At 41.3% G+C, this 15,601-nt stretch carries 13 protein-coding genes; 10 read left to right on the top strand and 3 right to left on the bottom strand.

All coding sequences use genetic code 11. The features are described 5' to 3' along the window. Positions 1-300 precede the first annotated feature (300 nt). The 3 genes from J5M87_RS08925 to trxA all read left to right on the top strand — a co-directional run bounded on the left by J5M87_RS08925 (position 301) and on the right by trxA (position 3,739). The gene (locus J5M87_RS08925) at positions 301-2,634 is read left to right on the top strand and encodes an endonuclease MutS2 (protein WP_154607513.1); all 2,334 of its coding nucleotides are present in this window, start codon (positions 301-303) and stop codon (positions 2,632-2,634) included. 73 nt (positions 2,635-2,707) lie between these two features. Further along, a complete protein-coding gene (locus J5M87_RS08920) occupies positions 2,708-3,358 on the top strand; it encodes a GNAT family N-acetyltransferase (protein WP_154607512.1) in 651 nt (216 codons plus the stop codon). Between the two features lie 66 nt (positions 3,359-3,424). Then, complete coding sequence (gene trxA / locus J5M87_RS08915) at positions 3,425-3,739, top strand: thioredoxin (protein ID WP_067087935.1); 315 nt, start codon at positions 3,425-3,427, stop codon at positions 3,737-3,739. 60 nt (positions 3,740-3,799) lie between these two features. Here trxA and J5M87_RS08910 read toward each other — a convergent pair whose 3' ends face one another. Together J5M87_RS08910 and J5M87_RS08905 are read right to left on the bottom strand one after the other, a co-directional pair. Then, a complete protein-coding gene (locus tag J5M87_RS08910; RefSeq protein WP_154607511.1) occupies positions 3,800-4,099 on the bottom strand; it encodes a YbaB/EbfC family nucleoid-associated protein in 300 nt (99 codons plus the stop codon). A gap of 69 nt (positions 4,100-4,168) precedes the next feature. Continuing rightward, positions 4,169-4,915 (bottom strand): MurR/RpiR family transcriptional regulator, encoded by a 747-nt coding sequence (locus tag J5M87_RS08905; RefSeq protein WP_154607510.1) that lies wholly within the window; start codon positions 4,913-4,915, stop codon positions 4,169-4,171. 131 nt (positions 4,916-5,046) lie between these two features. Between J5M87_RS08905 and pfkB the strand changes: the two genes are divergently transcribed. From pfkB to J5M87_RS08885, 4 genes are all read left to right on the top strand, one after another. Continuing rightward, positions 5,047-5,979: a 1-phosphofructokinase gene (gene pfkB, locus J5M87_RS08900; RefSeq protein WP_154607509.1), complete on the top strand. Its 933-nt coding sequence runs from the start codon at positions 5,047-5,049 to the stop codon at positions 5,977-5,979. A gap of 2 nt (positions 5,980-5,981) precedes the next feature. Then, positions 5,982-7,376 carry a PTS fructose transporter subunit IIC gene (locus J5M87_RS08895; protein WP_154607508.1) on the top strand — a complete coding sequence of 465 codons (1,395 nt, stop codon included), beginning with the start codon at positions 5,982-5,984 and terminating at the stop codon, positions 7,374-7,376. A 19-nt stretch (positions 7,377-7,395) separates the two neighbouring features. Continuing rightward, positions 7,396-7,842, top strand: coding sequence for a PTS sugar transporter subunit IIA (locus J5M87_RS08890; RefSeq protein ID WP_154607507.1), 447 nt, complete (start codon positions 7,396-7,398; stop codon positions 7,840-7,842). A 463-nt stretch (positions 7,843-8,305) separates the two neighbouring features. Further along, entirely contained in the window at positions 8,306-9,472 is a 1,167-nt protein-coding gene (locus J5M87_RS08885; protein ID WP_154607506.1) for an SIS domain-containing protein, read from the top strand. A 712-nt stretch (positions 9,473-10,184) separates the two neighbouring features. Here the strand turns inward: J5M87_RS08885 and J5M87_RS08880 are convergent. After that, positions 10,185-12,455 (bottom strand): Xaa-Pro dipeptidyl-peptidase, encoded by a 2,271-nt coding sequence (locus J5M87_RS08880; RefSeq protein WP_154607505.1) that lies wholly within the window; start codon positions 12,453-12,455, stop codon positions 10,185-10,187. A 92-nt stretch (positions 12,456-12,547) separates the two neighbouring features. Here J5M87_RS08880 and gla point away from each other — a divergent pair, with 92 nt between their 5' ends. From gla to J5M87_RS08865, 3 genes are all read left to right on the top strand, one after another. Then, on the top strand, positions 12,548-13,399 hold the full coding sequence (gene gla / locus J5M87_RS08875) for an aquaglyceroporin Gla (RefSeq protein WP_154607675.1): 852 nt from the start codon (positions 12,548-12,550) through the stop codon (positions 13,397-13,399). A 134-nt stretch (positions 13,400-13,533) separates the two neighbouring features. After that, entirely contained in the window at positions 13,534-14,265 is a 732-nt protein-coding gene (locus tag J5M87_RS08870; RefSeq protein WP_230089008.1) for a CppA family protein, read from the top strand. Then, a complete protein-coding gene (locus J5M87_RS08865) occupies positions 14,262-15,194 on the top strand; it encodes a serine hydrolase domain-containing protein (RefSeq protein WP_154607504.1) in 933 nt (310 codons plus the stop codon). The genes J5M87_RS08870 and J5M87_RS08865 overlap by 4 nt, the downstream gene beginning before the upstream one ends. The last annotated feature ends 407 nt before the right edge of the window (positions 15,195-15,601 follow it).

Here is a 15,601-nt window from a genome sequence, read left to right as displayed (position 1 = left end):
GAGCACGTGTTGCCCAGTCCCTCTGTTTTTACTTAAAATCGGAAGGTGTATGCCACCATTCAAATAGGCTCTTACCATGAAGATGTAAAGGGAAAGCTTTTATAGTGGATTAAGAAAGGAATAGGACAAGGCAAGAAGTTGCAGATAGAACTGGCGTTAATGGAGGATTACTCCATAATCCCTATTTCCAACCTTCAACAGTCCACTGGACTATTGAAGCAAAGCGACTGAACGATGTCCTAACCTTTATTATAGTATTAGGAATGTAGAATGAAAGAGGACGAACCTCGGAGAAAGAAAATGAACCAGAAAATTATGGAAACCTTGGAGTTTCACAAGGTCAAGGCCTTGTTGGAACCCTTTATTGTAACAGAACAGGGAGCCTTTGAATTACGGGAGCTTGCGCCTATGACGGATGCAGCACGGATTCAGCAAGCCTTTGATGAAATGGCAGATATGGCTCAACTCTTTGTTGAGCATCCGCATTTTAGCATGGGAGCAATAGTTGATATTGCACCGGCCATGAAGCGGCTGGACTTGGAGGCAGATCTCAATATTCCTGAAATCTTAGCCGTAAAAAAGGTGTTAGAAGTCTCAAAAGAATTAGCAGATTTTTACCAGCAATTGGAAAATGTCTATTTGAGTCAATTGCCGTCCTTGTTTGAAAAAATTGAGCTATTTCCCCATATCCAAGGCAGTTTACAAGCTATTAACAATGCGGGTTTTGTAGAGGATTTTGCTAGTGAGAAATTAGCCAAGATTCGCAGGAATATTCGGGAATCAGAAGATCAAATTAGACAGATTTTACAGGATATGCTGAAAACCAAGAGCGATATGCTGACAGATACCGTTCTAGCTAGTCGGAATGGGCGCAATGTCCTACCAGTCAAAAATACCTACCGCAATCGTATTTCAGGTGTGGTGCATGATATTTCTGCTTCTGGATCGACCGTTTATATTGAACCTCGTGCGGTCGTGTCCTTGAATGAGGAAATGACCCATGCCAAGGCAGAAGAACGCCATGAAATCAGTCGTATTTTGCAAGAATTATCTGCTATCCTTCGGCCAAATAGCCACATTATTCGCAATAATGCTTGGGTCATTGGACACCTTGATCTAATCCGTGCCAAGCATGTGTTTGCTAGAACGTATCAGGCGAGTATTCCCAGTCTGTCCTTGTCGAAAGATATTGCCCTATTAAATGTTCGTCATCCACTTCTAGTTCATCCTGTTCCCAATGACCTGTATTTCAAAGAGGGTTTGACAGCGATTGTCATTACTGGTCCCAACACAGGCGGGAAAACGATTATGTTGAAAACGCTAGGTCTAACTCATCTCATGGCCCAGTCTGGCTTGCCAATCCTAGCAGATAAGGGCAGTCGAGTTGGTCTGTTTCATGAAATGTTTGCAGATATTGGTGATGAGCAATCGATTGAGCAAAGTTTATCAACCTTCTCCAGTCATATGACCCATACGGTTGATATTTTAGCACGGGCTGACCAAGATTCTCTTATCTTATTTGACGAATTGGGAGCAGGAACGGACCCACAGGAGGGAGCGTCGCTTGCCATGGCCATTTTAGAAGATTTGCGCTTACGTGGCATTAAAACAATGGCAACAACCCATTATCCTGAGTTAAAAGCCTACGGGATTGAGACAATTGGTGTGGAAAATGCCAGCATGGAATTTGATAGCCAGAGCCTGCGCCCGACCTATCGGTTCATGCAGGGAGTTCCAGGTCGCTCTAATGCCTTTGAGATTGCAAAGCGTCTCGGCTTATCAACAGCTATTATCAGGGATGCGGAAAACATGACCAGCACCGATAGTGATGTGAATCACATTATTGAAAAGCTAGAAGCGCAAACAGTAGAAAGTCGTAAGCGTTTAGATACCATTCGTGAAGTCGAGCAGGAAAATCTCAAGATGAATCGCGCCTTGAAGAAACTCTATCACGAATTTTCACGAGAAAAAGAAACAGAGTTAAATAAGGCACGTTTAGAAGCACAAGAGATTGTGACCATGGCTTTGGCTGAAAGTGATGAGATTCTGAAAAATCTTCACAGCCAGGCTAGCTTGAAGCCACACCAGATCATTGAAGCCAAAAGCAAGCTGAAAACATTAGCACCAGAAGTCGTAGATTTATCGAAAAATAAGGTCTTAAAAAAGGCCAAAAAAGAAAAGGCTGCGCGCGTGGGAGATGATATTTTAGTCACGAGCTATGGACAGCGCGGTACCTTGACCAAGCAGTTGAAAGACGGTCGTTGGGAAGCCCAAGTTGGCTTGATTAAGATGACGTTGAAATCAGACGAATTTACCCTTGTTAAGGCTGAAAAAGAAGAAAAGCCAAAACAAAAACAGGTCCATGTCGTCAAACGCACAACTGGAAAAGGGCCTAAGGCCCGCCTCGACTTGCGTGGCAAACGCTATGAAGAAGCCATGCAGGAATTGGATGAATTTATTGATCAGGCCTTGCTGAACAATCTGTCGCAGGTTGATATTATCCACGGTATCGGAACAGGTGTCATTCGTGAGGGAGTGACCAAGTATCTTCGCCGTAACAAGCAGGTCAAGGAATTTGGCTATGCCCCGCAGAATGCTGGGGGCAGCGGTGCAACCATTGTGACCTTTAAATAATATATCCCTTGACAAACTTGATTTTTTTGGGGGGGTAAAATAGTGGTATCTTTTAAAGCAAGGAGTAGGAAATATGCTTATCAGGAAATACAAGTCGAGTGATGAAAAAGGCTGGGTCTATACTAAGGCACTTAGCTATCTCTTTTCTCCTTTTTTTGATGATAGAGAGACAGCCAAGCCTACCTTGAATAGGGATATCTATGATGACCGCATTGAGTGGGTAGCAGAAAAAGATGGTCAGATTGTTGGTTTGCTAGATATAGACATTTACAATCAAGAATGTAGCCAGTCCTATCTGTATGCGCCCGCAGACAAAGTGGCCTATTTTACCAATCTAGCAGTTCACCCCGATTATCAAGGACAGGGCATAGCTCAAGCACTCTATGACCGGGCTTTACAGGAATTACAAGAATATCAGGTAGAACGATTAGCGATTTTCACACGTGAGGGAGATGTGGCTAATCATCTCTATCAAAAATGGGGTGGCAAGTTGGTATGTAGCGATTACTTAGTCGTCGGTCAGCCAAAGGATACGCCTACTTTCCGTTTCGGTGTTGATGTAGAAAAGGCTAGCCTATCTTTGATAGACATGGCTGGACAGCCACTGCCTTACTACCTCAGAGAGGGGATTTATATAGTTGCTAATCAGGCGGATTTGGACTTGTTTGACATTGAGGAATGCTACCAAGAATTCACCTATGTCATAGATATTTGCCTTGCGTAGCAAATATTTTGAAAAAGTTTCCTTTTAGTGTAGAATAACAATACAAAGAAAAAAAGGAGAACAATAATGGTTCAAGCAGTTACTGATGCAAACTTTGTCGAAGAAACCAAAGAAGGTCTTGTATTGATTGATTTTTGGGCAACTTGGTGTGGTCCATGCCGTATGCAAGCCCCTATTTTGGAGCAATTAGCAGAAGAAATCCACGAAGATGAATTGAAAATTTTGAAAATGGATGTGGATGAAAATCCAAATACAGCTCGTGAATTTGGGATTATGTCCATTCCAACCCTTCTCTTTAAAAAAGATGGAGAAGTTGTCAAACAAGTTGCTGGCGTACACAGCAAAGATCAAATTAAAGCAATTATTGCTGAGTTTGCATAAGTCAAAAAACCAAGGAAAACCTTGGTTTTTTACTTTGTATGATGTGAAGAGTAGCCGGGTTTAAAAAGGTAATTTTCCGGCAAATGCCCCTAATTTTTTCTGGGTTGTTTCATCGATTTTCGTAAGGGCTTGATTGACGGCTTGAATCGTCATCTCTTCTAGGGTTTCCACATCCTCTGCATCTACTACTTCAGGCTTGAATGCGATAGAAACGAGCTTTTTATCCCCCGTAAAGGTGACGGAAACCAAGTCTTGTGCTGATACTCCGGTAAATTCTGTTGCGGCCAGTTCAGCTTGGCTCTTCTCCATTTGCTTTTGCAATTTTTGCGCTTGCTTCATCATTTGTTGCATATTCATCATAGTATATCTTTCTCCTTTAAACTAACGAATCGTACATGATACGTGATATGGTCTATTATATCACATTTTTTAGCGCAAACTAGCAGCATAAGCATCTAATAAAATACGGGATAGGATGAAGAGTGGAAGTCTGGAATGAACCTCGAAATCAGGGAAGTAAGAGAGGTCCGTTTTAAAACCAAAGAGAGTGAGTGGTGCTAATTTGGCTAATGAGCTGCTTTGATTTGCACTAATGAGTAGAGTTGGTACCTGATTTTCTACACAATTTTTAGCAGCATCTACAAGAGATTTGGTTTCCCCATTTAATGAAATCATAATGACAAAGGTTCGCTCTGACAATCGTTTGCTAATGGGGCGAATAATATTAGGATCAGTATGCAGTTCGCAATATTTATTGACCAATTGAAATTTTACGAGCATCTCACTAGCAATTAATTCGGAAAAACCTCTGGCAAAGAGAATGATTTTTTCGGCTTGGTGTATAAGTGGTATGCTTTTTTCAAGCGTATCAACATCAATCATGTTGAGTGTTCGAATCACTTCTTGGTAATTTTTTACAATAGAACGTTGGGTGTCTTCAGATAAATCGTGATTGGATAGTACATGAAGATTGTCTCGTCTTTTTAACTGAATGTCGTGTTTAAAGTCAGTAAAGCCTCCGAATCCTTTCTTTTTTAAGGTTCGAATAATGCTGGCGTTTGATACACTGGCTGCTTCGCTTAATTCAGAAATGGTTAATTGAGCGATGTGATCAAAATGTTGATTGATATAGCGCCAGATGTATTCTTCTGTATCGGTCAATCGGGTATTGGTCATGAGAACTCCTCTGAAAAAATGTTCTATATTGCGACAAAAATTGGAAACGCATTCACGAATAAAGTGGTATTCTAACTATACTAGAACTATTCTGAAAAATCAAGCAAGAGTCAAAGTACCAGGAGGGATCGATGGCAATTTATACCTGTACAATGAATTTAGCGATTGACTTAGTCATTGAAACGCAAGAAATGTTGGCTTCTAAGGTGAATCGTACATCGTCAAGTGATATACAAGCAAATGGCAAAGGAGTCAATGTATCCTTTATTTTAAAACAATTAGGCATAGATAGTACGGCGATAGGGTTCTCTGGAGGTTTTACTGGTCGTTATATCAAAGAGGTGTTAGATGAAAAAGGAATTTCTCATCGATTTGTGGAAGTAGACGGTCTGACTCGTGTAAATGTTTTTACCAAAGTAGTTAATCTTCAACAAGAATTTAAGTTGGTAAACCAAGGGCCGATAGTCTCTCAAGAAGCGCAAGAAGAGCTGTTGAAACAGATTGAACAAATGCTTGCGGGGGATTATTTGATTGTATCAGGTAGTCTGCCTCAGGGAGTTGGATCACAAGTCCTCATAAGGATTGCTCAAATTTGTAGCGAACGGAAGATTCGTCTGATTTTAGACAGTAGTGATCCGATCGTTCGGGAGTGTTTACCATATGCGCCTTATTTATTAAAACCAAACGATGAAGAACTGGCTGCTTGGTACCAACTAGAATCTATGGATAAAGATCAGGCTATTCAATATGCCCAAAAATTAGTAGAAGGAGGAGCTAGACATGTTTTGATGTCATTAGGAGAGAAAGGGGCGGTATTTATTGATTCAGACTTACAAGTCTATGAATGCAATGCACCCAAGGGAGAGGTAGTCAATACGGCTTGTTCGGGAGATACCTTGTTAGCAACATTTTTAGCAGGCTTATTAAAGGAGAAACCGATTCCAAAATGTTTAGTAACGAGTGTAGCTGCAGGGTCATCAACTGCCTTTCGTACAGGATTGACAGACTTTAGCGATGTCAAAGAATTAGAACAACAAATTAAGATCAAAAAACAGGAGGTTTGAAAATGGCAAGATATACAGTTATAGCAGCAACTGGTTGTCCAACAGGGATTGCGCATACCTTTATGGCTCAAGAAGCGCTTGAGCAAGCAGCTAAGGCAAAGGGAGTTTCGATTAAGGTAGAAACTCATGGACAAATCGGGATTGAAAATGAATTGACTGCGGAAGAAATAGCAGCAGCAGACGTAGTGATTATCGCAGCTGATAAAGATGTGAAGGCAGAACGATTTGCTGGAAAGCGAGTCATTGAAGTATCCGTAGCAGATGGGATTCGTAAAGCAGAACAACTAATTAGCTCTGCTTTAGCTGGAGAAGGAAAAGTAAGGACTGGAGAAATGAAGTTGGAATCCTCTTCCAGTCAATCTGTGGCTAGCCAGAGTGTTGGTCGGCAGATTTATAAACATTTGATGAATGGCGTATCCCATATGTTGCCGTTTGTAGTCGCTGGAGGTGTTTTGATTGCCATTTCTTTCTTGTTTGGTATCTATTCATTCGATCCAGAAAGTAGCCAATATAATTGGTTCGCTGCGTTATTAAAATCAAATATTGGTGGACCAGCTATGGGTATGATGGTGCCAATTCTATCTGCTTTTATTGCTGAATCCATTGCCAAGCGTCCTGGTTTTGTTGCAGGTCTAGTAGGTGGTTTGATGGCTTCTAGCGGTGGATCGGGCTTTTTGGGAGGAATTGTTGCAGGTTTTGCTGCAGGATACATTGTATTGGGCTTGATGAAACTTTTTGCTGTCTTGCCAAAGTCGCTTGATGGGCTAAAAGCAATCTTCCTTTATCCAGTATGTGGTGTGTTTCTAACTGGCCTAGTCATGGCAGTCGTTAATTCTCCGATGGTGTGGATTAATGAGAGTATGATGGCATGGTTAGCTGCCTTTGAAAATGCAAATCCGTTTATTTTAGGAATTATCATTGGTTGTATGTCTGCGTTTGACATGGGTGGACCAGTTAATAAAGCTGCCTATGTAACAGGAACAGCCTTGTTGGCTCAAGGAAATACGAGCTTTATGGCGGGTGTTTCAGCAGCTTGTATTACACCGCCCCTTGTAACCTTTGTCTCAACGACTTTGTTTAGAAAATATTATAGTGAAGATGACAGAAATGCAGGTCTTGCGAATTTAATTTTGGGTTCAACCCATATTACAGAAGGTGCGATTCCTTTTGCTGCAAAAGATCCAATTCGTAATTTACCGACGTTTATGCTAGGTTCTTCTATTGCAGCTATTTTGACGTATATGTGGAAAGTGCAAGTTCCTGCACCGCACGGTGGTTTTCTTGTCTTGCCAGTCGTAACTCATGCTTTTTTATGGGTATTGGCTATTGTCATTGGTGCAGTAGTTGCTGGTGTGATTATGGGGCTACTGCAAAAAGCACGTGTTGAAAAGGGCTAATGCGCTAGGAAGGTAAGATATGATTTGTCAAGAATTGATTCAGGTACATCAAACATTTCAAACACAAGATGAGGTCTTTGATTATTTGGCACGTTTAGTGACGCAAGAAGGTTATGCAACAGATGTAAAACAAGTAGTTGAAGCTTTGTGCGAACGTGAAGCTCAGAGTACAACAGGCATGATGGATGGTTATGCGATTCCTCATGCTAAATCTCCTGCTATTCTTAAACCAGCTATTGTTGTATTGACCTTAGAGGAAGGTATTGATTGGCATTCATTGGATGGACAAGCTACTCGTTATATTTTAGCCCTCTTTATTCCAGAAACAGAAGCTGGCAGTACCCATTTAACCCTCTTGTCTCAGCTAGCACGTTTGTTAATGAGAAGAGAATTTAAGCATCAGTTTGAAGCTGCGAAAACAAGTCAAGACTTAAAAAATCTCCTTGAAACCTTCTTGGGAGTGTAATCGCTTAGCTTATCATGGAAATCCTATCGCTAGTTGATAAACTAGCGATATCAGCTTGAAGAAAAAGTCTTTTTATTGCCACCATCCTCATGTGCTTTCGGACATCAGCGACTTCCTTCGGAGTAAAATAATCCAGTGGATTATTTTAGCCCGAGCCCAGAAACAAAGGAGCGAGGATAATCGATTTCAACGAAATCACGACTTCTGTCTCACTCCCACTTTTAGCACGGCGGAGGTGGCGGTATTGTGCTCGCTACGCTCGCAAATTTTCTAACCCTAAAACTACAGAAAATGAAATATCATTGTAATGTTTTTCTGAATTGTGAGGTTTGTCTACATTCTGCTATCGCTAGTTGATGAACTAGCGATATTTTTAATATATTAACCTATTTTATATTGACGAAAGCGTTTTTATGGAGTATAATAAAAGAAAACTGGTTATAACCACTAAGGAGGAAAAGTAATGTTTCATCTACCAAAAGAAGAATTAGAAAGATTGGGGGCTAGTATTACTGTAGCTGAGATTTATCAGCAACCAGATTTGTGGAAGGAAGCCTATCAACTCTACCATGATAAATTAGAAATCATTACAGCCTTTTTAAATGATATTAAGGCTAAACATGATTTTATTCAGGTTATTTTTACAGGTGCAGGAACCTCCGATTTTGTTGGTCAAACGATTGCCAATTATTTGAATCAGGTCAATGATACCAAGCAGATTCGGTTTATTACTGTTGGATCCGTTGAGATTGTAGCTCGTCCGCATGATTATCTACAAGCAGATATTCCAACGATTCTTGTGTCCTTTGCACGTAGTGGAAATTCTCCAGAGAGTTTAGCAGCTGTCGAAATTGCCAAACAATTAGTGGATACCTTATATCAAGTGACTATCACCTGTGCACCAGAAGGAAAATTGGCACAAGCAGCTGAAGGAGATGCTACAAATCTTCTCTTACTCCAGCCGGCATTATCAAATGACAAAGGTTTTGCAATGACTGGTAGCTATAGTTGTATGTCACTGACCGCCTTACTCGTCTTCTCACCAGAAACAGTAGAAGTGAAAGCAGGTTGGGTGGATACCGTTGTGGCTCTTGGTCAAGATGTATTAGACAGAGAAGACTATGTGCAAGACTTGGTTGAACTTGATTTCGAGCGTGTCATCTATCTAGGTTCTGGTGGTTTCTATGGTCTAGCTCATGAAGCGCAGTTAAAAATTTTGGAATTGACAGCTGGAAAGATTGCAACCATGTATGAATCTCCACTTGGATTCCGTCATGGGCCAAAATCTTTGATTAATGAAAAGACCATTGTCATCCTCTTTGGATCAAATGATGCCTACACTAGGCAGTATGATGTGGACTTAGTTAACGAGGTCTATGGTGACCAAATCACAACGCGTATTGTGGTACTTTCTGCTGACAAACTTGCGGGTACGGATGCTCCAAACTTTGTTCTTGCAGAAGGCGGAGCGGACTTGCCTGATGTATTCTTGAGTTTCCCATACATTTTATTTGGTCAAACTTTTGCGACTATGACAGCCTTGAAATGCAAGAATCTTCCAGATACTCCATCACCAACAGGAACAGTAAACCGTGTGGTACAGGGGGTGACAATCCATCCACTATCATAAAATATAGTGAATTGAAGCAAGGTTAGGATATCGTTAAGTCGCTTTTACTCGTCAAAAATCAAAGTCTGACGTCGTTAACTCACCTTGCTTCAACAGTCCTGTGGACTGTTGAAGGTTGGAAATAAGGATTATGCAATAATCCTCAGCTAACATTAGTCCGAACTAGTGGTTCAGTGGAAACGAGCTATGTTCGCTCTATTTCCAGCCTTCCACAATTCTCAATTGCAAGGGGCGAGCTGCACTCGTTCTATTTCCAGCCTTCCACAATTCTCAATTGCAAGGGGCGAGCTGCACTCGTTCTATTTCCAGCCTTCCACAATTCTCAATTGCAAGGGGCGAGCTGCACTCGTTCTATTTCCAGCCTTCCACAATTCTCAATTGTGGAAGCTAGTCAGATTTTGATTTTTATAGAGTATTGATGAACGTCAGTTCTATCTGTAGCTCCTTGCCTTGTCCTATTCCTTTCTCAATCCACTATAGAAAGACACACTATTGTTATCCGGAATGCGTACAGCTTCTGTGGTCATCAATAGTGTTTTTTCTATCACAAACATTTGTTATCGTCTTCTGCCATTACATTCTCGATTGCGCAAGGGAAACGATCAAGACTGCAGAAATCAATAGAAAAAGTAGGAAACAGCCTGTGTTTACCTACTTTTTTATCTAGTTACTTTTGGAAACAATTATCGTTTTTTAGCTAAAAGATGCTATCTTATTCATGCGGTAGGGTTAAAGTTGACTGTTCTAAGTCGACTGCTATTTGCCAGTCGCTGTTGTCACGAATGGTGCATTCAAAGTCTGTTGTGTATAGCACCAGTCGTAGTGTGCTTCCTTTGCTGAATTTGTAAATGGTTGGCTGCAATTCCCATTCAATGTCCAGCCATTCGTCAGCAGGTACTTTTTCGATTGTCAGGAGATCCGTGCGGTTTTGTAAGTTTAGGTAGCCCTTGCTGACCACACGGTAGGGGCTTTCTACAAATGGAAGTTCCATTAGATTTTCAGCAGCATAGAAGCGACCATTATCAAGGCTAGCACGGGCTTTTACACCAGGTATAGGAGTTAGCCGCTTACCAGCTCCAAAATCGATTAGTTGAGCAGACAGTAGCCCTTTTTCTACGCTTGATTTGACGCGGAGATGAAGGCATGCTCGACCATTTAGCTGTAGCTCTTCTGTGATAGGGATGTCAATTGTAATTTGCTGGGCCTTATCGTCAAAGAGGTCTTGTAGGAAGCTCGGATAAGCCTTGCCGTATTTGGTAAATTGCTCCTCGGGATACTGGTTGGAAATGGTGTTCATTCCTTTTCCAAGAGGGAATAATTCTTCCTTTTGTCCACCAAATTGGTCTAGTTCTACCCAACTTTGTTCTGCACTGTTGTCTTGCCAAATGACCTTAGGAAGCTGATAGTGATTCTCTTGGTCGAGCAATTTTTTTGTGAGCAGGGCATTCATGGACTCTCTAAAATCAATAGACTGCCAATTGTTCATGTAGACATGTGCCCCATTGTGGAAAAAGAGGTGTTTGCTGACATGGTCTGGCAGAGCATGGAACATATTCCACACATGAATAGGTTTCACATTCCAATCTTGTGAGCCGTGGGTAAAGACAACCTCGCATTGGACCTTATCTGCATGGAGGAGATAATTGCGGTCGTGCCAATATTGATTGTAGTCGCCTGATGTGCGATCAAGTGCCTGTATTTCAGCTTCAAATGCAGTTTGGTATTGGGATTTGCTACGTAAGAAATCACCTGCATGTAGGCTCCGAGAATAGGTAAGAGCTGTCAAGCTATCCAAGTCTTCACCAGGATACCCTCCAGGGCTTGTCACCAATCCGTTTTCACGATAATAGTCATACCAGGAAGAAATCCCAGCTTCAGCAATGATGACCTCGAGACCATCTACAGCTGTTGTCGCAAGGGCATTTGACATGGTACCCAAATAAGATAAGCCAGTCGTTGCAACCTTTCCATTTGCCCAGTCAGCCTTCACGACTTGTGAACGAGTATGGTCTGTATAGGCTCTTGCTCGATGATTTAACCAGTCAATGACAGCCTTAAAGCTATAAACTTGTTGGTAATCACCAGATGTCATCATACCTGTTGAACCGAGAGTTCCAACACCTGATACATGAATACTCGCAAAGCCACGAGCTAAGAAATAGTCATTGAGTGAGTAAGAGTTGATATGCCCAACCTTCTCAGTTGCAGTGCTAGTAGGAAGTGAGCGTTCATCAGCAGGAAGAGTTGTAATGTCAGTTGGCTTAACTGTAATTGTGTGAGGCGCTTTGGTAGCTAATTGGCCTTCCATTTTATGAAGAGCCTTGTCACTAGCTTGGTCGTTGATTCCTTGATGATAGGGACTATTGGTGATGACAGCAGGAACTTTTCCTGAAAAAGCAGGGCGTAAAATGGATACTTTGACAATATCTGTCTGTCTGGATTTAGTCGTATCAACGGGTGTTTCAACATACACGACTTCACGGATCACCTGATTCGTTGCAAAAGTTGCCAAGGATTTTCCGTTGAAGAAATGATAGCTATGATCTTCGGGAATCAGACCGTCGCTAATCAATTGATCAATGAGGGTATTACCAGACTTGGTGCGTGTTGCGAGTAATTGGTAGAGGTTTTCAATCAGATTGCCATAGGTAATCGGAAATTGAGTGCTTGAGACAAATTCTGTCACATCTGTATAATCGACTCCAGGGACAAAGCCTAATAATTGGAAAGCCACCTGGTAAAAAATTTGAGGATCTAATTCGCTCTCTGATTGAAAGAAGGTCAAGAGGTCCGTCTCCCAGTCAGCGATGAGATTAGACAAGGCGATATCCGTATTGGTCGTCAAAAAGAAAACCTTACGGACAAAGTGTTCCAAATTTTTCTTGTTGCTTGCTTCAGATTGGAGGGTAAATCCTAGGCTTTCTAACTCTGCTAGCATGTCTTTTTGGGGTGTTTGGATATAAGAAAATTGATTAAAACGCATACATTCTCCTAAATGTTAAATTAGTCTTTACATTACCTATTATAGCTGATACAATAGTGTTTGTCTAAAACTTAATGGAGGAAATGAAAAAAATGGATGTAGCAGTACATGTAAAGTACATTACAGAATTCCTTGCGACAGCGCTTCTAATTATTTTAGGAAACGGAACTGTAGCAAACGTTGATTTAAAAGGCACCAAAGGAAACAACGCAGGTTGGATCTTGATTGCCATTGGTTATGGTTTAGGTGTTATGATGCCAGCCTTGATGTTTGGAAATGTTTCTGGTAACCACATCAATCCAGCCTTTACAATTGGTTTAGCCGTATCAGGTTATTTTGATTGGGCCTTGGTTCCAGGTTATATTGCAGCACAGCTTCTTGGTGCGATTGCAGGTCAAGCAGTTGTCGTTGGTGTTTACCGTCCATACTTCTTGAAAACTGAACATTCAAATCATGTCTTGGGATCATTCTCAACGATTTCAGCATTAGATGACGGTACAACAGCTAGCCGTAAAGCATCATGGGTGAATGGATTCTTGAATGAATTCTTTGGTTCATTTGTCTTGTTCTTTGGAGCAATGGCGATTACCAAGCACTACTTTGGTGCAGAAGTTCTTGGTTTCTTGGCAAAACAAGGTGCTGATTTGTCAGACACAGCAGCTAAATTACAAATTACAAATTACTTGAATCCAGGATTGAACGTGGCTCATATGGGTCTTGGTTTCTTGGTAATGGCGCTTGTAGCAGCAGTTGGTGGACCAACTGGACCAGCGCTTAACCCAGCTCGTGACTTGGGTCCACGTATTTTGCACCAATTATTGCCAAAAGCTGTTCTTGGTCAAGCAAAAGCAGATTCAAAATGGTGGTATGCATGGGTGCCCGTTCTTGCACCAATCGCAGCAGGTATCAGCGCTATTGCACTTTATAAACTAATCTACGGATAAAACAGATGAGGTCTTTAAGGCCTCTTTTTTGTATCCACAGTACAGAATATTTTGCCTAGATTTACAGTCAATTATTTGTAAAATTTATCGTTTTCCATTACAATAGAGAAGTATCGAAGTAAGGGAAATGGGGAATGATGAAAGAGAAAATTATGATTCCTGCGATTCGGATCAACAATCGTAGGATAAATCAAGCATTTTTTGAAGCAAACCTAGGCTTTAAAACCTATTTAGAAGATGCTGCTTTTGTTGAACTAGGTGCGACTGCAAGTGCAGTAACCAAGTTAGTCTTGATTGAATCGCCAAGTATGCGGACAAGGACCGTTGTGGGCTTGAAAAAGCTCCATAAAGTCGTGATTCAGGTAGCAAATCCGTTAGAAATTGAAGCCTTGCTAGCACGTGGTAGTCGCTTTACCAAACTCTATAAAGGGTCTAATGGCTATGCCTTTGAAAGTATATCGCCAGAAAATGATACTTTTTTGCTTCATGCAGAAGAAGATGTGGCAAAACTTGTAGAAATATTGCCACCAGTAGCCTTTCACTCCATAGAGGGTTTTGAGAAGTTAACGGATTTCTCTGTTGAAAAAATTATTCTCAATACTCCTCAGCCTGAGGTTAGTCGTGCTTTCTATCAAAACATCTTACCAGGACAGGAAGTAGTAGCCTTTCGTGAAGCTGTTGGACAGGACTTATTGGCGGAAGCAGGAGAAACATGGGATATCGATAGTTTGCGGATTCTAGTTGCTGCTGATATGGACTGGTCAAGTTTGGAGGAACAACTACCACATTCCTTCTTCAAAGACAAGAAAGGACGCTTTTTACAGACAAGGGATGAAAGCAATATTGAACTGTGGTTTGAAAAATGAAGGCTATTTTAGAAAAAATTGAGCAGCAGATGGCTGAGCGTTTATATCGTGGTGCTAGTTTAGCCCTCTATCACTACGGTAGCTGGCACGATTACTATATCGGCCATAGCGAAGAAAATGTCGTGACTCAAGCAGGATTGACCTATGATTTGGCATCTGTTTCAAAGGTTGTCGGAGTAGGCACAGTCCTGATTTTTTTGCTAGAAGAAGGAATTATTGAGCTGGATAAGCCATTAAAAACCTACTATCCACCATTTCATGATGCCAGTATTACCCTTCGCCAGCTAGTTACCCACACGACAGGGATTGATCCCTATATTCCTAATCGAGATTCTCTTGATTTTGTCGGGCTCAAAAAGGCGATAGCAGAAATTCGAGTGACTGCTGATAAGCGTTTTCGCTATACAGATATCAATTTGATTTTGCTTGGCTTTATGCTCGAAGAGTTACTTGGGCAACCGTTAGATATAATCTTTCAAGAGCGCATTTTTAGGCCGTGGGATATGGCAGAAACACAATTTGGACCAGTCAAGACGGCTGTGCCGACGGTTAAGGGAGAGCAGGCAGGTTTGGTGCATGATCCTAAGGCCAAGGTACTAGGGCTTCATTGTGGCTCAGCAGGTCTTTTTTCGACATTGGCAGACTTGAAAAGATTCCTCAACCATTATTTGGAAGGGAAATTTGCGAGGAATTTAGCTCAGAATATCAGTTTCTCAAAACCCCGTTCAATCGTTTGGAATCTTGAAAATGGTGGTTGGCTAGACCATACAGGTTACACAGGTCCTTTTGTCTTGCTTCATCCTCAAAAGCAGCTGGCCGCGATTTTCCTGACCAATCGCACCTATGATGAAGATAATCGTCCCTTGTGGATTGAGAAGCGAAAAGAGCTGTATCAAGTAATTGTCGAGACCTTGGAGCAAAGTCTCTAATAAAGGATTGAGACAATGATTGTTCCAGTAGCATGAAATAGAAAAAAGAGAGGAAGCACACTCATGATTTCAAAGCCTTGACTGTGCCTTCTCTTTTATTTGTAGATAGAATTTATAGTGAATTGAATAAAGGTTAGGGCATCGTTAAGTCGCTTTTACTCGTCAAACATCAAAGTCTGACGTCGTTAACTCACCTTAACTCACCTTGCTTCAACAGTCCGGGGGACTGTTGAAGGTTGGAAATAAGGATTATGCAATAATCCTCAGCTAACATTAGTCCGAACTAGTGGTTCAGTGGAAACGAGCTATGCTCGCTCGATTTCCAGCCTTCCACAATTCTCAATTGTGGAAGCTAGTCAGATTTTGATTTTTATAGAGTATTGATGAACGTCAGTTCTATCTGTAGC

Origin of the sequence: Streptococcus sp. zg-86 (assembly GCF_017639855.1) — a bacterium.
Taxonomy (GTDB): Bacteria; Bacillota; Bacilli; order Lactobacillales; family Streptococcaceae; genus Streptococcus; species Streptococcus zhangguiae.
This window is presented reverse-complemented; position numbering and strand designations above follow the sequence as displayed.